This window comes from Chitinophaga chungangae (assembly GCF_017742215.1).
Taxonomy (GTDB): Bacteria; Bacteroidota; Bacteroidia; order Chitinophagales; family Chitinophagaceae; genus Chitinophaga; species Chitinophaga chungangae.
The window spans coordinates 1,044,754-1,062,610 of record NZ_JAGHKP010000002.1 but is presented as its reverse complement, the minus strand read 5'-3'; the positions used below and the strand labels follow the sequence as shown (position 1 = coordinate 1,062,610).

Sequence of the window (17,857 nt, the reverse complement as noted above, 5' to 3'; positions counted from 1 at the left end):
CATCGCTTGACGTATGCTTATACAATAACCCATCTAATAGTAAACAGCTCTTCTTGTTCAAGTTTTTGATTTAACCTGGCTTCGATTTCCGAAAGCAGGTTGTCCTTTTTTGCGTCTATTTCATCTTGTGCTACAAAAAGAGTTTGGCGCTTCCCGTTACGTTTCTTTTCTAATTCTTTCACCTCTCGCTGTAACCCGATTTTCAGCTCCAGATTTAGGGCCTTTTTTGCTTCCGCCTTTTTCAGTTTTATCTCTGCGTCCAAATCCCTGATTTCTTTCTCCAGGCTAATTTTCATATCGTCCGCCCACTGATCCAGCTTATCCATTTCTGTGTCAAAAAAATCCCGGCTCCTGGCGGCATTATCATTGACAATCCCCTGTCTTATCTTATAAGCCTCCTCTTGCAGCGTCAATTTCAAGTTATCAGTAAGCTCACATATACCTTTTTCCTCTGCATGCAAAGAAAAAAACCGGTGCGCGGTCTCATGATCAATAAACCTACCGCTATCAGTCATACATACCAATAACAAATAATCCTCCGGCTCAAAAGATTGAATTGAAAAAAAATGTACTTGCATCCAGCCAGATTGGCCAACAAGTTGCTCCAACAATGCGACCTTCGTAGGTGTATTTTTATAGTCAAATATAATTTCTTTAACCGGGCTCTCTAAAGACTTACATTCAGACAATATTCTTTGAGCCAATTTATGACCTATCCGGTAAATATTGGTATCATCAGGCACTGGAATATCGGATTTTCGCTGCTCGTCCGATGATTTTAGAATCATATAAGGCCCTTCATGGATTTTTTCCCCGGGAAAGGGGTTACTGGTAAGCTTAAATGTATAATCGGAGGAAAACTCAGCGCAGTCACTCAGGTAGAACTGCGTAACTTTCCAAAGCTTATCTTCAAATCCTGTCAGATGCCTTTTGGCTTCCAACAAATTACTCTTTAGTTTCTCTCTTACCTCTTCGTCAAAATTTTCCATTAAAGTTGTCCTTACTTCATGGATACGCTCCGAAATCTGAGGTTTCAATTCATCCTGCAATTTATCAAAAGCTTTCTGTATCTCTTCCGGTGTGCGGCAATCCTGATAAATAGCGGCAATTCTTTTTTCAAAATCTACGCCATTCCCTATTACACCCAAAACCTCATCGCTCGCACCAAAAACACCATTAAATAACTGAAATTTTTCATCTAAAAGCTGATAAACTCTTACATCAGCAGCGTTTTTCCTATTTAAAAAGTTAATAACAACTACATCATGTTTCTGTCCATAACGGTGACAACGACCAATGCGTTGCTCAATTCTCTGAGGATTCCAGGGAAGATCAAAGTTGACAATCAATGAACAGAACTGTAGATTGATGCCCTCTGCAGCAGCCTCAGTAGCAATCATTATAGTCGCGTTATTCTTGAAATACTCGACTAAAGAAGCTCGTTTATCCGCAGTCGGAGAACCTGTCACCCTATCGGTCTTCTTATTTTCAGCCAACCATTTCTTATAAATTTTTCCCGATTCGCGGTCATTATTTACGCCATTGAACAGAACCAGCTCATCTTTATAACCATTTACTTCAAGCATCCGATACAAAAAATCCTGCGTTCTCCTGCTTTCGGTAAATATCAATGCCTTTTTATTGGCGCCCAATCGCTGCAGCTCAGAAAATCCCCTTTCTAAAGCAACTAACAACTGCTCAGCTTTTGAATTCTTCTGAATAGTATAGGCAAGCGAACGAAATTGCCTTAAGTCTATTAATTCTGCTCTTATCTGTTCAATATCATCGTCGGAATAAGGTTCGTCATTAATTAACACGTCTTCATCCTGCCACTCATCCTCTAACTCATCTGCTGTTTCGTAGTCAGCATCTAATTTAAGCAATAAATTATCCGTCTCTTGCTTGTCAAGAATGCCTTCCAGTTTCTTTACTAATGCATCTAACGTACCGTAAATAGCATACGAAGAAGAAGCCAATAATTTCCTCAAGATTAAGGTCATTAACTGTCTTTGGCTATTGGGCAAAGCATACAGTTTATCTCTTTGGAGATAATCCGAAACAAATCGATATAATTGATATTCTTCATCCGTAGGTATAAATTCCTGGCATATAGCGATGCGTTCGGTATAGTTAATATATTCCAGTACCTGCCGCCTTAACGTTCTGTGGCAAACTGGTTGGATACGGCTCCTTAATTCCTGATAGTTTCCCTCGTCAATTAACCTGGAATATTGTGCTTTAAAACTCTTTAAGTCACCAAAGACATAATCATCAATAATACTAACCAATCCATATAGCTCCAGGATGGAGTTCTGGAGCGGTGTAGCCGTCAGCAATACCTTTTTATACCTGCGAATACTGTTCTTAATTGCATTGGCTGTTTTGCTGGACGGTTTGTACACATTTCGCAGGCGATGCGCTTCGTCTACAATAATTAAGTCCCATTTAGTTTGTTCAATATATTCGGACTTTGATTTCGCAAATTGATAGGAGCAAATGACAATATTGTCAGCCTGCACAAACGGATTGAGATTGCCGTTTTTTATTTCTTCATTGAAAGATTTTGTTTCAATGATAACGGATGGCAGATAAAACTTATCTGCCAGCTCCTGGCTCCATTGCTTCCTTAAATTAGCAGGAGTAATGATTAACAGTTTTCGTTTCTTTTCAGCCCATTGCTGGGATAATATAATTCCTGCTTCTATAGTTTTACCTAGCCCGACTTCATCTGCTAATATAGCTCCCTGAGATAAAGGTGACTGAAAAGCAAATAGTGCAGCATCCACCTGATGAGGATTCAGGTCTACCTGAGCATTCTGGAGAGATGCCGCAAACTTCCCCAGGTCCGACGACGGGAGTTGCCTCGTTAGATCATATGAAAAGTATTTGGCGTGATATAAAGTAAGGGGCATCGTTTTTCTCTATTTCTTAATGTCATTCTACTAGCAAAAAATTAGAGCTAATTTACTGTATTTCAGATTTTTTATTGCTTTGTAGATAAAAAAATCCGCAATGAAACATTCGCTGATTTGGAAAGGATTGGAGAACCTTGCCTACAACATTCTTATACTAAAGAACGAAATTTCTACTGGCAATTATTAGCGGATACGTTAAGGAGTAGTATTTAAGGGCATTATTCCATTGTTGACATTTCCCAAAAAAACAAAAGGACCGCTCTCGCGATCCTTCATTCGGTTTTGATAACTTTCTGCTCCCCCTGCTGGACTTGAACCAGCGACCCTCTGATTAACAGTCAGATGCTCTAACCAACTGAGCTAAGGAGGAATTTTCCCGCTTCGTTATTGAATCTCAATCGCAAATTGGGATTGCAAAAATAGACAAAATTTTATTTCTGCAAAATCTATTTCAACTTTTTTTCTAAACACCCCTATTTCTGATATCTTTATAGCAGCCAGAATTAATATGAAGTGGATCCCGTTCACCCTGCTGCTGATCTTCATAAACCCCAGGGTTTTTGCCCTGCCCGGTAAAGACAGCCTGCTGCATCAGCTCAACCTCACGATCGAAAAAACCCGCGAATTCGATGCGCAAAAATATGCCCAGCTGAACGCCCTCAAAATCAACTTCCACAACGCCCGCCTCCCGGAACAAAAATACAACGCCTGCCTCAAACTCTACGAAGCCTATAAGGCCTTTAACTACGATTCCGCCTTCTCTTACGCCCTCACCCTCGGCGCCATCGCCGAAAAAATGAACGACCCAGGCCGGATCGCTTACGCCAATATCAAACTCGGCTTTATCCTGCTCTCCTCCGGCATGTTCCGCGAAACTGCCGCCGTGCTGGATACCCTCAGCGTCCGCCACCTGCGGGATTCCATGAAGGCGGAGTATTTCGTGCTCGTACGGCGGTATTATTACGACCTCGCCGATTATGTGAACGACCGCCACTATTCCCCCCAATACCTCCGCGAAGCCCAGCGTTTTACGGATTCGGCGGCGGCCATGTACCCGGACAATCACTTCGAACGCCTCAGCTGTCTCGGCTACAAATTCTTTAAAATGGGGCAGATGGATTCCGCCCAATATTACCTCAACCGATGCCTCGCCCTCAACCTTACCTTCCACCAGCAAGCCATGATCAAGGCCAACCTGGGCTCCATTTACGTCTCCCGGAAGGAATACGACAAAGCCATCGGGCTGCTCGCGGAATCAGCCATGGCCGATACAAAGGGCTCCATCAAGGAAACTACCGCGGCTTTTAACCTCGCCTCCATCCTGTTCCAGACGGGCGACGTGAAAAATGCCTCCAAATATATCGAACGGGCGGTGGAAGACGCCACCTTCTACGGCGCCCGCCAGCGCAAAGTGCAGGTCAGCGCCATTCTCCCCATTATCGAAGGCGAAAGGTTCAATACCGTCGAAAGCCAGAAAAACCGGCTGTTCGTCTACCTCGGCATCGCCATCTTCCTGCTGCTGGCGTCTATCGTTCTGTCGTTTATCATCTTCAAACAGTTCCGCAAACTCAAAACCGCCCAGAACATCATCACCAAAGCCCACCAGCGCCAACAGGAAATCAACGACAAACTGCTGGAATCCAATAAGATAAAGGAAGAATACATCGGTTACTGCTTCCATATCGCCACGTCCTTCATCGAAAAGATAGAAAAACTGAAGAACCAGGTGGACAGCCGTCTTACCGACCACAAATACGCCGAGATCCGCTACATCGTCAATAATATTAATATCAAACAGGAACGCGAAGAGCTTTTCCACAACTTCGACCGCATCTTCCTCCGCATCTTCCCCAATTTCGTCTCCGAGTTCAACTCCTTTTTTAAAGAAGAAGACCGCATCCACCTCAAAGAAAACGAGCTCCTCAATACCGACCTCCGCATCTACGCCCTGATCCGTATCGGCATCTCCGAAAACGAAAAGATCGCCCGCATCCTCGAATATTCCGTGAACACCATTTACGCCTACAAAACCCGCATCCGCAACAAATCCATCCTCCCAAACGAGGAATTTGAAGACCGGATCATGGAAATTAAGATATAAACCGAGCAATATTACGATTATTTATATGTAATCATAACCTTCTATATACCAACCCCTTAATTTGGTCAACTTATCCAAATCGCCCTTTAATTTCTATAATCCGACCATACTAATTTGCCGCCACTGTTATTCCCGGTTACTTTGATCTTGTTCAACCAAAAACACGATTCCACGTACAGTATTCCACCCACTGTACTTATCCTAAAAACTCACTAAATACTACGTTATGACCAAAATCCGTCTACTAAAAGCGCTGCTTTTCTGTCCGCTTATTTTCTTCGCGGCGGCAGTTGTGGCCCAGACAAAACCCGTTACCGGAAAGATCACCGACGACAAAGGCGAGATCATCATCGGCGCCAGCGTACAGGTGAAAGGCACTTCCACCGGCACCGTTACCGACGCAAACGGCGTGTTTAAGCTCAATGTGCCCGCTTCCGCCACTACGCTGCTCGTTAGTTTTATCGGCTACACCCAGCAGGAAGTGAGCATCGCGGGGAAATCGGAAGTGAACGTGACCCTGCAAACCGAGAACACCACCCTTACCGACGTGGTGGTGGTAGGCTACGGCACCGCCCGTAAAAAAGACCTTACAGGCTCCGTTGCTTCGCTGAAAGCCAAAGATTTTAACAAGGGCATCGCCAATGCGCCGGACCAGCTCATACAGGGTAAAGTGGCCGGCCTGATGGTGGTGAACACCAGCGGCGCTCCCGGCGCAGCCACTACCGTGCGCATCCGCGGGGTATCGTCCGTTCGCTCCGGCAACCAGCCGCTTTACGTGATAGACGGCGTTCCGCTGGACGGCCGCGTTGCCCGCCCCAACATCAATGCGAACGGGCTCGGCATTACGCCAGACGCTAACCCGCTCAACTTCGTGAACGCTTTCGATATCGCGTCGATGGACGTTTTAAAAGACGCGTCCGCCACCGCCATTTACGGTTCCCGCGGCTCCAACGGCGTGATCATCATCACTACCAAAAAGGGTGTGGAAGGCCCTGCCAAACTGGATTTCAACTATTCCGTGGGCGCATCCACCATCATGAAAAAACTGAAAGTATTGAGCGCGGATGAATTCCGCGGCGTGCTCGAATCGTATAAGTTCACCAGCGGCGACGGCGGCGCCAACGAAGACGGCATGAAGTCCATCACCCGCACCGGCATTACGCAAAACTTCAACGTCGGCATCAGCGGCGGCGGCGAAAACGGCCGTTACCGCGCTTCTTTCGGCCTCATGAACCAGGAAGGCATCGTGCGTAAATCCGGCCTGAAAAAATATACCGGCAACCTCTCCGGCCAGTTCAAATTCCTGGAAAGCAAAAAACTCGGCCTCGATTTTAACCTCATGGCCGCACAAACCGTGGAACAGCTCGCCCCCATCAGCAACAACGCAGACTATCGCGGAAGCCTCATCGGCCAGGCGCTGCAGTGGAACCCCACGGTGCCACTGCATAAACCGGACGGCTCGCTGAACCAGCTGGGCGGCAACGCCGCGGTGAACCCGCTCGCCATGTCTGAAGCCTGGGACGATAACGCCAATATTTCCTACATCCTCGGCAGCATCAGCCCGTATTTCAAGGTCACCGACGACCTGGAATACCGTTTCCTCTTTTCCATCAACCGCCAAACCGGCATCCGCCGCACCGAACTGAAAGGGTACATCACCCTGCCCGGCGTGGAAGGCCTCGGCCAGGCATACTACGGCAATGCCGAGCTCACCACCAAACTGTTCACCCACACCCTGAGCTACAACAAACAACTTTCCACCGCCCTCAATCTCAACGCGGTGGTGGGTTACGAGTACCAGGACTTTGTGTACAAAGGCGTAGACCTCGGCGCGCTCGGCTTCACCACCGACGCCCTGCCGTACACCAGTATTTTGCAGAACGCTTTGCAGAGCAATACTTTTATTTCTTCTTACGTGAACCCGCAATCTGAGCTGCAATCCATTTTCGGAAGGGTAACGGCCAACCTGCAGGACAAATACCTGCTCACCGCCACCATGCGCGCAGACGGTTCCAATAAATTCGGGAAGAACAACCGCTACGGTTATTTCCCTTCTTTCGCGGCGAAATGGAATATCAGCAGTGAAGAATTCATGAAAGGAAGCAGCTTCTTCCAGAACCTGGCCCTGCGCCTCGGATGGGGCATTACCGGCAACCAGGAATTCCCTGCCGGAGCCGCACAGGAACAATACGCACTGGCCGGCTCGGGTGGCGCAAGACAGGTAAACGTAGCCAACCCCGACCTGAAATGGGAAAAATCCAACCAGCTGAACGCCGGTCTCGATTTCGCCATCCTCGATTCCAGGATCAGCGGCAGCGTGGATTATTTCCATAAAAAAACCACCGATCTCCTGTTCAACTACACCGCCATCGTGCCCGGCCCCGCTTCCAACCTTTGGATCAACATGCCCGGGGATATCACCAACAAAGGCGTGGAACTGGCCCTGCGCGGGGAGATCGTACGGGGTAAAGATCTGCTCTGGGGCCTCGGCGTAAACGCCACTTTCATCAGCAACGAACTGCAGAACTACACCGGGCCGGACGTGCTTACCGGCGCGATCAGCGGCCAGGGCGTAACCGGCGCTACCGTTCAGCGTTTCGCCAACGGCCATCCGCTCAACGTGTTCTACGTGCGCAAATACGAAGGGCTCGATAAAGACGGTCTTGCACAATATGCGGACAACGGCAACACCATGTACTACATGGGCGACCCGAACCCGAAACAATTGCTCGGCATCGGCACCGACCTGTCTTACAAAAAATGGTACCTGGCCATCAATTTCAACGGCGCGTTCGGGCAGGATATTTACAACAACACGGCCAATACCGTATTGCCGGTGAACAACCTTTCTTCCCGCAACATCGCCCGGAGCCTGATGGGCAACAACGAGAACCTCGCCAACCCGATCACCACTTCTTCCCGGTATCTCGAAAAAGGAGATTTTATGAAACTGACAAACGCAACCGTCAGTTACAGTCTTGGCAACATCGGCAAAGTTTTCAAAAACGTGAATATTTCCCTCACCGGCCAGAACCTTTTTGTGATCACCAATTACAGCGGGTTCGATCCGGAAGTGAATACGGATAAAAGCATCAACGGCGTCAATTCATTCGGCATCGAATATTCGCCTTACCCGACGGCGCGCAACATCATCCTTGGCGTAAGCGTGTCTCTCTAATCCATTATTCACTCAAAAACGAACGATCATGCATTTCTATAAAAAAATATCAATGGTCGCGCTGGCCAGCCTTACACTGGCAAGCTGCACCAAGCTGGACGAACAGCTCGGCTCCACCCTCGAAAGAAGCCAGGCCGATTCCGTGATCCAGGTGGCATCCTTATTGAAAACCGCCTATGACGGGCTGCAACTGCCTTACCAGGACCAGAGCAATCTCTGGGCCCTGCAGGAAATGCCGTCTGACGAAGCAGTGGCCCCCACCCGCGGCGGCGACTGGGACGACAACGGCCAGTGGCGTTCCCTCAAAACCCACACCTGGACGGCCGAACATCCCATCATAGGCGCCACTTTCACTAACCTGCTGCTGCTGCAGTATTCCGCCACCAACGTGCTGAACTTCCGCCCGTCGAAACAACAGGCAGCGGAAGCGCGTTTTCTCCGCGCCCTTTCCATGTTCTCCGTGCTGGACGCATTCGGCCAGGTGCCGTTCCGCGAACCGGGCGAAGACCTGCGCCAGGCGCCTAAAGTGCTGGCGGGCGAGGAAGCGGTGAATTTTATCATCGCGGAGCTGACTGCGATTATACCCGACTTGCCCGAACGTTCCGCGAACGTGCCGGCTTATGTCGCCAATAAAGACGGGGCCCGTACGCTGCTCATCAAAACGCATCTCAACAAAGGCGCGTTCCTCAACCCGGCGCAGCCCGCGTTCGACGCGGCGGACCTCACCCAGGTGGTTACGCTCTGCGATCAGATCCTCACTTCCGGGCGTTATTCGCTCGCCAATAATTATTTCGACAACCTCGCTTATAACAACGACGAGATCGGCACCGAAAACATTTTCACCCAGCAAAACGGTCCCGGTCAAAGCACCGTGCGCGCGGGAAACGCCGCCTTCTGCCACTGGGCGCCCACGCTGCATTATCACCAGACGCCGGGCGGATGGAACGGTTTTTCTACCGTATCCGCCTTCTACGACAAATTTGAAGCGGTGGATACCCGCCGCGGCGGCGCATACGCCAGCGTAACGCCGTTAACCGGCCTGCATGTAGGCATGCTCGTCGGTCAGCAGTACGACAAAGACGGCAACGCCCTCAAAGACCGCAAAGGCAACAATCTCGCCTTCACCCGCGAGCTGGCCCTGCAGGAAAGCGGCAACGATCTCGAGATCAAAGGCATCCGCGTGGTGAAATACCCGCCCGATATGGTAACGCCCGGCGGCTCCAACAGCAACAACGGCAACAACGACTGGGTGTTTTTCCGCCTGGCGGACGTAATGCTGATGAAAGCCGAAGCCCTGCTGCGCAATGGCAACGCCGCCGGCGCATTGCTGATCGTGAACCAGCTGCGCGTGAAACGCAAAGCCACACCGCTGGCCGCTCTTACGCTGGACGTATTGCTCGACGAGCGCGGCCGCGAATTGTACTGGGAAGGCTGGCGCCGGCAGGACCTTATCCGGTTTAACAAATATCTCCAACCCTGGCAGCTGAAACCTTCAGACGATCCGCGGAACCTGCTTTTCCCGATACCTGTAAGCGATCTGGCTGTTAACCCCAACCTCAAACAGAATCCAGGGTACTAACCGCCTTGTTTCCACAGGCGGCACCATCCCCGCAAGAGGCGTAACACACGCCTCTTGCCGGATTCTTTTTTGCAAAAACCCACGACATGATGAAAGGAACAATCACACTTTGCTGCTGCCTGCTGCTTTCCATAGCGGCCATGGCGCAGCCGGTAAAAACGCCCGGAAAGGTAACCGCCGTAAACATCAAAGGGCAGGAGGTAAGCATCCGCACGCAAAATGCATTTGCCGTGATCACTGCTTACAGTCCTTCCGTGATACGCGTGAGAATGGACAAACAGCCGCTCGCCAAAGACTTCTCTTACGCCGTGACCGCCCAGCCGCAGGCATTTGCGCCACAGGTAACGCAGAACGGGGAAGAAGTGCGGATAGCAACGGATTCGCTGGTGGCGCGCATCGGCAAAAATCCTTTCTCCGTTACCTTCTACACCAAAGACGGCAAAGTGATCAATGCAGACGAACCGGGGCTGGGCACCAGCTGGATCGGCGAGGAAGTGACCACATACAAAACGATGCAGGAAGGCGAACGGTTTATCGGTTTGGGTGAAAAGACCGGCAATCTCGACCGCAAAGGCAGCTCCTACACCAACTGGAATACCGACGCTTACGGCTATACGGTTACGCAGGACCCGATCTATTCCACCATTCCTTTTTACATCGGCGTACATCACGGCCTGAGCTATGGCATCTTTTTCGACAACACGTTCCGCAGCGATTTTAATTTCGGCGCGAGCAACGACCGTTTTTCCTCTTTCTCCGCCAACGGCGGCGAAATGAATTATTATTTCATCTACCACCCGCAGGTGGCGGGCATTGTTTCCGCATACACGCAACTCACCGGCCGCATGAAAATGCCGCCGCTCTGGAGCCTCGGCTACCAGCAAAACCGCTATAGCTATTACCCGGAAGCCGAAGTGCTGCGCGTCGCGCAAACGCTGCGCGAAAAACAGGTGCCGGCAGACGGCATTACGCTGGACATTCATTACATGGACGCTTACAAACTTTTCACCTGGAACAAACAACGTTTCCCCGATCCCACGGGCATGAACGCGCAGCTGCAGAAACTCGGCTTCCGCACCACGGTGATCGTAGACCCGGGCATCAAGGTGGAAAAGGGTTACCATGCTTATGAAAGCGGGCTGAAGGATGACATTTTCATCAAATACAGCGACGGGAAAAACTACACCGGCCAGGTATGGCCCGGCTGGTGTCATTTCCCTGATTTCACCAGCGCCAAAGGCAGAAGCTGGTGGAAACAGCAGGTGAAACTTTTTACCAACGCGGGCGTTTCCGGCCTCTGGAACGATATGAACGAGATCGCTACCTGGGGCCAGCGTATGCCGGACAATGTGCTGTTCGATTTTGAAGGCAACCCGGTGACGCACCAGCAGGCGCACAACGTGTACGGCCTGGCCATGGTGCGCGCCAGCTACGAAGGCGCCAAAGAAGCCGTGCCCAACCAGCGCCCCTTCATCCTTACCCGCGCCGGCTACGCCGGTCTGCAGCGTTATTCCGCCATCTGGACGGGCGACAACCGCGCCGAAGACGATCACATGCTGCTGGGCGTTCGCCTCATGAACAGTTTGGGCCTCAGCGGCGTGCCTTTCACCGGCATGGACGTTGGCGGGTTCACCGGCAATGGCAGCCCCGCGCTGTACGCCCGCTGGATACAGATCGGCGCTTTCACGCCGTATTGCAGGAGCCACACCGGCATCAACACCAAATCTGCGGAACCATGGGCTTTCGGTGAAGAAGTGCTGGAAATTTCACGCAACTACATCAACCTGCGGTACAAACTGTTGCCGTACATCTATTCCTGTTTTTACGACGCCACACAAACCGGCCTGCCGCTCATGCGCACGCTGGCGTTGGCCAATACGCACGACCCGAAAGTGTACGACACGCGTTTCCAGAACGAATACCAGTTCGGCCCCGCGTTCCTCATCGCGCCGTTTGAAAGCAAACAGGCGTATGCGCCGGTGTATTTCCCCGAAGGGGACTGGTACAACCTGTACGACGACGGCAAAGAAAACGGCGGCCGGGAAAAAATGCTGACGCTGGGCATGCACACGCTGCCCGTGTACGTCAAAGAAAGCAGCATTATTCCCATGCAGTCGCTGGTGCAAAGCACACGGGAAAAACCTTCGGACACGCTGTTCCTCCATGTTTACAAAGGCAATATCGGTAACGATTTCAGGTATTATGAAGACGATGGGGAAACGTTCGATTATGAAAAAGACGGATTTTTCCAGCGCAACATTTCCTACCGCCCGCAGGAAAATTCCCTCACCCTGGAGCAGGCCAGCGGAAAACTGCGCTCCAAATTCAAACATATCCAGCTGGTCCTCCACGGTTTCGGTCAACAGCAGATTTCGGTCGATGGTAAACCGGCGGATGTTGAACAGGGAAATACCGCATTCATCCAGCCCGTATCCCGTTTCGATCCGCAGGGAGAATCCAATCCCGCGGTGAGTTGTGCGGTATTAAAAGTGCTGGTGCTAAATAGTGCTGAAGTGATCAAAATTCGTTTTGGTCAATAACATGCCGGTGCGTTCGCTCACCGGCGCAGGCCGCTCCGGAGGGGGCGGCCTTTTCGATTTGTTAACATCCCCCCGCGCGGTTTTCGTTAAATTTAATGACCGCCAAATTGCTGTAAGGCGATCGTTAGGGCCGCGCCGCTACCAGCTCAGCCAGCTTTTTTCCAGGCCAAGGTATTGCCCGTCTTCCCGTTGTTCCAGCGGGTATGTTTTCAGGTAAAAACCTTCGCCGCTGCTGTTGTACCCGTTACGGATATTGAATTTGTAACGGTGCAGCGGGCAAACTACGTTCCCACGCTCGTCGATAAACCCGTCAGACATCATGCCGCCCGCATGCGGGCATTTGTGCGCGAAGGCGTACAACTCGCCCTGGTAGCGGGTAAAACAGATCTTTTTGCCGTTCACTTCATGCACGGAAATAGCCGCTTCGCCCGCCACGGGGTCGCCTGCGTCGGCAAAGCGGTGCCAGTTGTATTGTTTGGCCATCAAAAGAAAAATTCGGATTTATAGGGGTAACGTTCGCGGTACAGCTGCACAACCTTATCCAGTATGGTTTTGCGCAGTTCCTCGATATTCATTCTTTCCGTGGCGGAAATAAATACTGCGTTGCCGTGCGAGCGGTGCTGCCAGCTTTCTTTAAATTGGTTGAGGATATCTTTTTTCACATCCTCCGTCAGCCATTCGTCGAAGGTCTGTTTTTCGTACAGGTCCATTTTGTTGAAGACGAGGACCGTGGGCTTGTCCAGCGATTTCAGCTCGGTCAGCGTGCGGTTCACCACTTCGATCTGGTCTTCGTATTTCGGATGACTGATATCGACCACATGCATGAGGATGTCGCTTTCCCGCACTTCGTCCAGCGTGGATTTGAAGCTTTCCACCAGGTGGTGCGGCAGTTTGCGGATGAACCCTACCGTATCGCTCAGCAGGAACGGCGTTTGTTCGAACACCACTTTGCGGGTGGTGGTGTCGAGCGTGGCGAACAGTTTGTTTTCGGCGAACACTTCGCTTTTGCTCAGCACGTTCATGATGGTGCTTTTGCCCACGTTCGTATAACCCACGAGCGCCACACGGATGTATTCCCCGCGGTCTTTCCGCTGGGTAAGCGATTGTTTGTCGATTTCCGCGAGCCGTTTGCGCAGCAGCGAAATTTTATCCTTCACGATACGGCGGTCCGTTTCGATCTCCGTTTCACCGGGGCCTCTCATGCCGATACCGCCTTTCTGGCGCTCGAGGTGCGTCCACATGCCGCGGAGGCGCGGCAGGATGTACTGGTATTGCGCCAGCTCCACCTGCACTTTTGCTTGTGCGGTGCGGGCGCGGCGCGCGAAGATGTCCAGAATGAGGTCGCTCCGGTCGATCACCTTTACTTTCAGCTCCTTTTGTATGTTGGAGATCTGCGAGCCGGTAAGCTCGTCGTCAAAAATAACGATGCTGATATCTTTCCCCGCCACGTATTGCCTTACTTCTTCCAGTTTGCCCTTGCCGATGAAAGTGGCCCTGTCCGGGTGCGGCAGCCGCTGCGTAAAACGTTTCACCGCGGTGGCGCCGGCCGTGTCTGCCAGGAAGGCCAGTTCGTCCAGGTACTCCTGCACCTGCGCTTCGGTTTGCTCTTTATGGATCAGTCCTACCAGCACCGCGCGCTCGTCCTGGGCTACTGCCTGTGTTTTTTCTATCAAAGTATATTCAGAATTTTTGCAAAGTTAATGAATTACCGCCGGGTGAGGCATCAGGCTAAATTTTCCTACATTTATGCCTCACCACAACAAAATCTACACCAATGCGTAAAACATTCCTGTTAGCAGGTATTTTATTCATTCAGCAAAGCATGGCACAACAAAAAATGAGCCCCGAGCTGCTGTGGCAACTTGGCAGGGTAAGCGGGGAAACGATAACAGACGACGGATCGGTCATATTCGGCGTTTCCCGCTACAATATGCAGGAAAACAAAAGCGAGCGCAATCTCTGGTCCATCCCCGTTTCCGGCGGCGCGGCCAGGCAGCTTACGACCGCCCCGGGCGGGGAATCCGTAGTGCAGCTGCTGCCCGACGGCCGCATCCTGTACAGCTACAAAGGCCAGTTGTGGGAAATGGACAGCGACGGCGCCAACGCCAAACAACGCACCGAAACGGAAGGCGGGCTGCAGAATGCACGCATTTCGCCGGATGGCAAACACATCCTTTTCTCCAAAGAAGTGAAACTGGAAAAAATCACCGGGGCAGACCGTTATCCCGATCTTCCCAAATCCAACGCGCAGGTATATACCAGCCTGAACTACCGCCATTGGGACACCTGGGAAGACGGCAGTTTCAACCACGTATTCTTCGCCGACTGGGACGCGGCCACGGGCAAGGTCGGCGAGCCGGTGGACATCATGAAAGACGAGAAGTTCGACTGCCCCCAGATGCCTTTCGGTGGCGCGGAAGACTTCACCTGGAGCCCGGATGGCAAGCAGATCGTTTACGTAAGTAAAAAGAAATACGGCAGGGAATACGCCGTTAGCACCAATACCGACATTTACCGTTACACCCTCGCCACCGGCCAAACGGAAAATCTTTCCGAAGGCATGCCGGGTTACGACGTGGCGCCCGCTTTCAGCGCGGACGGCAAACGTATGCTGTGGCTCAGCATGGCGCGCGACGGGTTCGAGGCCGATAAAAACGACATCATCGAATACGACCTGGCTACAGGCAAACGCGTCAATCTCACCGAAAAGTGGGACGGCACCGTGTCTGCAGCCTGTTTCAGCAAAAACGACCGCCGCATTTTTTTCCTGGCCGTTACCAAAGGCACGGAGCAGTTATTTGAAGTAACCGGCGGAAACGTTCGCCAGCTCACCAAAGGCCAGCACGACCTGAACGGCTTCGTGGGCCAGCACGGCAATACCATGGTGGTAACGCGCACGGACATGAACCACGCCGCGGAACTGTATACGGTAGACCTGAAAAGCGGCGCCGTGAAACAGCTCACTGGCGTGAACAACGATATTTACGGCAAACTGGAGCAAAGCAAAGTGGAAGAACGCTGGGTAAAAACCACGGACGGGCAGCAGATGCTGGTGTGGGTGATCTATCCGCCAAATTTCGACGCCAGTAAAAAATACCCTGCGCTGCTGTATTGCCAGGGCGGCCCGCAATCCGCCGTGAGCCAGTTTTATTCCTACCGCTGGAACTTCCAGCTGATGGCGGCGGAAGGTTACATTATCGTGGCGCCCAACCGCAGGGGCATGCCCGGCCACGGCGTGAAATGGAATGCCGATATCAGCAAAGACTGGGGCGGCCAGCCCATCCGCGATTACCTCTCCGCCATCGACGACGTGAGCAAAGAACCATACGTGGACAAATCGCGCCTGGGCGCGGTGGGCGCGAGTTACGGCGGTTATTCCGTGTACATGCTGGCGGGCGTTCATCAAAACCGTTTTAAAACCTTCATCGCGCACGACGGCCTGTTCGACCTGCGCAGCTGGTACGGCACCACCGAAGAACTGTGGTTCGCCAACTGGGACATCGGCGCGTATTTCGACCCCGCAAACGCCAAAAGCTACGAACAATTTAATCCCAGCAATCTTGTCAATAACTGGAACAGGCCCATTATGGTCGTGCAGGGCGGCATCGATTTCCGCGTGGGCATCGAGCAGGGGCTTCAGGCTTACCAGGCCGCGCAGTTGAAAGGGCTGAAGAGCAAACTGGTGTATTTCCCCGAAGAAAACCACTGGGTGCTGAGCGCGCAAAACGCCATCGTTTGGCAGCGGGAATTTTTCGGCTGGCTGAAAGAAACGTTATAATCCTTACGGGATGCGGCTTGCAGGCCGCATCCCTTTTTTAAAAACCATACCATGTTCACTACGCTTAACCTCGACATCCAAAACAATATTGCGGCCATCACCCTTAACCGCCCCGACGTTTACAACGCTTTCAACGATGCCCTCAGTTACGAATTGCAGGACGCTTTAAAACAGGCGGAGAAAGACGAGACCGTGCGCGCCGTTGTGCTTACCGGTGCGGGCAAGGCGTTCAGCAGCGGGCAGGACCTGAAAGCTTCGCTGGAAGCCGCCGGCAGGCGGAATCTCGGGGAATCGCTGCACAAACGGTACAATCCTATCATCCGGGCCATCCGCAACATGCCCAAACCCGTGATATGCAAGCTCAACGGCGTGGCGGCGGGCGCAGGCTGCTCCCTGGCCCTGGCCTGCGACGTGATCATCGCTTCCGAACAGGCCAGCATGATCGAAATATTCATCAACATCGCGCTGGTGCTCGATTCGGGCTCTTCTTACTTTTTGCCGCGCGCCGTGGGTTACCACCGCGCTTTCGAACTGGCTACCAAAGCCACCAAACTCACGGCCGCGGAGGCTTTGCAGATGGGGTTGGTGAACAAAGTGGTGAAACACGAAGAGCTGGACGCCGCTGTGCAGGCCGAAGCGGAATTTTACGCCAACGCCCCCACGAAAGCGATCGCGCTGATGAAAAAAATGCTCACCAAAGGCATGACCGAACAATTGGACGCCGTACTGGACTATGAAGCGTATTGCCAGGAAATAGCCGGCAACACGGAAGACAACGAAGAAGGCGTAAACGCCTTCCTGGAAAAGAGAAAACCGGCTTTCAAAGGAAAATAAACGTAAAAGGCTGCAATACTACCCTCGCCGGCAATAAAAAAGCCGCCCCGGAGCAATACCAGGGCGGCTTTCTGTTAAAACTTCGTGTATTATAAACCGCTGAGGGCTATACCGATGGAATAAGGACGAATGTCCAGGTTGGTGTTGTCTTTGAACAGCGGGTTCAGGTTCACGGTGCCGAATACGGCAAAGTTCCCGTAACCGACGCGCGCCGTTCCGGCGAAACGCCAGGGGTTGAAGAAACGTTTGTTTTGTTCCTTGATGATATTCTTCTCCCCACCCAGGCTGTTCTTGCCTTTGGTGTGCGCATTCACGAGCATGCCCACTTTGGCGCCGATAGAGGCTTTGAAGCCCTTATTGGCATTGTCTGACACGGCGCGGAAGCGGAACTCGAGGGGAACCTCAAGGTAGTTGGTGGCCACTTTGTATTTTTTGTACTTGTCGGCGTCGTTTACGAAACGCACGGCGCTGGACTGGCCGTTGGTCATGTCGATATATTGGTCGTCGAGGAAAACGCTGCTGGAGCTGAAGCCAAGACCCAAAGCCACGCTGAAATGCTCTTTCGTAACCGGGAAATCGTACATCAGGGCGATATTGAACCCGCGGCTCAGCCCTTTGGTCTTAACGCTGTCCGGAGCCGAAGCCCATCCGTCGTAAGAAATACCGATCACAAGGAAGTCCCGTGAAAAGGACACCTTTTCCCTGGCTTTACCAATGGCCGCTGCGCCAGCCCCGTTGTTATCCTGTGCGAAAACACCTGCGGAAACCGCGATTAATCCCAGCGTAAAAAGTAATTTTTTCATAATATGTTTAAATGCTTGGCAAAAAGAATATCAGGCAAATTTAATGGAATGCAAATAAATCAATTGGTTAAAATATTGCAAAAATAATGCATGGTAATTACACAGCCGCCGTTAAACAGATTTTAAGTA

Annotated in this window: 10 protein-coding genes and 1 tRNA gene; 6 read left to right on the top strand and 5 right to left on the bottom strand. The window is 51.6% G+C overall.

Annotated features, from left to right (window positions below; translation table 11 throughout):
• Nucleotides 1-17: 17 nt before the first annotated feature.
• Together J7I43_RS12615 and J7I43_RS12610 are read right to left on the bottom strand one after the other, a co-directional pair.
• Nucleotides 18-2,786 (bottom strand): SNF2-related protein, encoded by a 2,769-nt coding sequence (locus J7I43_RS12615; protein WP_317197073.1) that lies wholly within the window; start codon nucleotides 2,784-2,786, stop codon nucleotides 18-20.
• Nucleotides 2,787-3,211: 425 nt separating this feature from the next.
• Nucleotides 3,212-3,285 (bottom strand) — tRNA-Asn (locus J7I43_RS12610).
• Nucleotides 3,286-3,423: 138 nt separating this feature from the next.
• Between J7I43_RS12610 and J7I43_RS12605 the strand changes: the two genes are divergently transcribed.
• The 4 genes from J7I43_RS12605 (at nucleotide 3,424) to J7I43_RS12590 (ending at nucleotide 12,313) form a co-directional block, all read left to right on the top strand.
• Nucleotides 3,424-5,016, top strand: coding sequence for a DUF6377 domain-containing protein (locus tag J7I43_RS12605; RefSeq protein ID WP_209146033.1), 1,593 nt, complete (start codon nucleotides 3,424-3,426; stop codon nucleotides 5,014-5,016).
• A 226-nt stretch (nucleotides 5,017-5,242) separates the two neighbouring features.
• Nucleotides 5,243-8,194 (top strand): SusC/RagA family TonB-linked outer membrane protein, encoded by a 2,952-nt coding sequence (locus J7I43_RS12600; RefSeq protein ID WP_209146032.1) that lies wholly within the window; start codon nucleotides 5,243-5,245, stop codon nucleotides 8,192-8,194.
• 28 nt (nucleotides 8,195-8,222) lie between these two features.
• Complete coding sequence (locus tag J7I43_RS12595; protein ID WP_209146031.1) at nucleotides 8,223-9,773, top strand: RagB/SusD family nutrient uptake outer membrane protein; 1,551 nt, start codon at nucleotides 8,223-8,225, stop codon at nucleotides 9,771-9,773.
• An 86-nt stretch (nucleotides 9,774-9,859) separates the two neighbouring features.
• On the top strand, nucleotides 9,860-12,313 hold the full coding sequence (locus tag J7I43_RS12590; RefSeq protein WP_209146030.1) for a glycoside hydrolase family 31 protein: 2,454 nt from the start codon (nucleotides 9,860-9,862) through the stop codon (nucleotides 12,311-12,313).
• A gap of 138 nt (nucleotides 12,314-12,451) precedes the next feature.
• Here J7I43_RS12590 and J7I43_RS12585 read toward each other — a convergent pair whose 3' ends face one another.
• Entirely contained in the window at nucleotides 12,452-12,796 is a 345-nt protein-coding gene (locus J7I43_RS12585; protein WP_209146029.1) for a Rieske (2Fe-2S) protein, read from the bottom strand.
• On the bottom strand, nucleotides 12,796-13,986 hold the full coding sequence (gene hflX, locus J7I43_RS12580; RefSeq protein ID WP_209146028.1) for a GTPase HflX: 1,191 nt from the start codon (nucleotides 13,984-13,986) through the stop codon (nucleotides 12,796-12,798). Before hflX ends, J7I43_RS12585 begins: the two co-directional genes overlap by 1 nt.
• Nucleotides 13,987-14,135: 149 nt before the next feature.
• Between hflX and J7I43_RS12575 the strand changes: the two genes are divergently transcribed.
• Nucleotides 14,136-16,091 (top strand): S9 family peptidase, encoded by a 1,956-nt coding sequence (locus J7I43_RS12575; RefSeq protein WP_209146027.1) that lies wholly within the window; start codon nucleotides 14,136-14,138, stop codon nucleotides 16,089-16,091.
• A gap of 51 nt (nucleotides 16,092-16,142) precedes the next feature.
• The gene (locus J7I43_RS12570) at nucleotides 16,143-16,925 is read left to right on the top strand and encodes an enoyl-CoA hydratase-related protein (protein ID WP_209146026.1); all 783 of its coding nucleotides are present in this window, start codon (nucleotides 16,143-16,145) and stop codon (nucleotides 16,923-16,925) included.
• Nucleotides 16,926-17,014: 89 nt separating this feature from the next.
• Here the strand turns inward: J7I43_RS12570 and J7I43_RS12565 are convergent, their stop codons facing one another.
• Nucleotides 17,015-17,728: an outer membrane beta-barrel protein gene (locus tag J7I43_RS12565; protein WP_209146025.1), complete on the bottom strand. Its 714-nt coding sequence runs from the start codon at nucleotides 17,726-17,728 to the stop codon at nucleotides 17,015-17,017.
• Nucleotides 17,729-17,857 lie beyond the last annotated feature (129 nt).

What these genes read in the sequence shown, in the direction of transcription:
- J7I43_RS12570 (WP_209146026.1), top strand. Translation starts at nt 16,143, where the DNA reads ATGTTCACTACGCTTAACCTCGACATCCAAAACAATATTGCGGCCATC.
- J7I43_RS12585 (WP_209146029.1), bottom strand. Translation starts at nt 12,796, where the DNA reads ATGGCCAAACAATACAACTGGCACCGCTTTGCCGACGCAGGCGACCCC.
- J7I43_RS12595 (WP_209146031.1), top strand. Translation starts at nt 8,223, where the DNA reads ATGCATTTCTATAAAAAAATATCAATGGTCGCGCTGGCCAGCCTTACA.
- J7I43_RS12575 (WP_209146027.1), top strand. Translation starts at nt 14,136, where the DNA reads ATGGCACAACAAAAAATGAGCCCCGAGCTGCTGTGGCAACTTGGCAGG.
- J7I43_RS12565 (WP_209146025.1), bottom strand. Translation starts at nt 17,728, where the DNA reads ATGAAAAAATTACTTTTTACGCTGGGATTAATCGCGGTTTCCGCAGGT.
- J7I43_RS12605 (WP_209146033.1), top strand. Translation starts at nt 3,424, where the DNA reads ATGAAGTGGATCCCGTTCACCCTGCTGCTGATCTTCATAAACCCCAGG.
- J7I43_RS12600 (WP_209146032.1), top strand. Translation starts at nt 5,243, where the DNA reads ATGACCAAAATCCGTCTACTAAAAGCGCTGCTTTTCTGTCCGCTTATT.
- J7I43_RS12590 (WP_209146030.1), top strand. Translation starts at nt 9,860, where the DNA reads ATGATGAAAGGAACAATCACACTTTGCTGCTGCCTGCTGCTTTCCATA.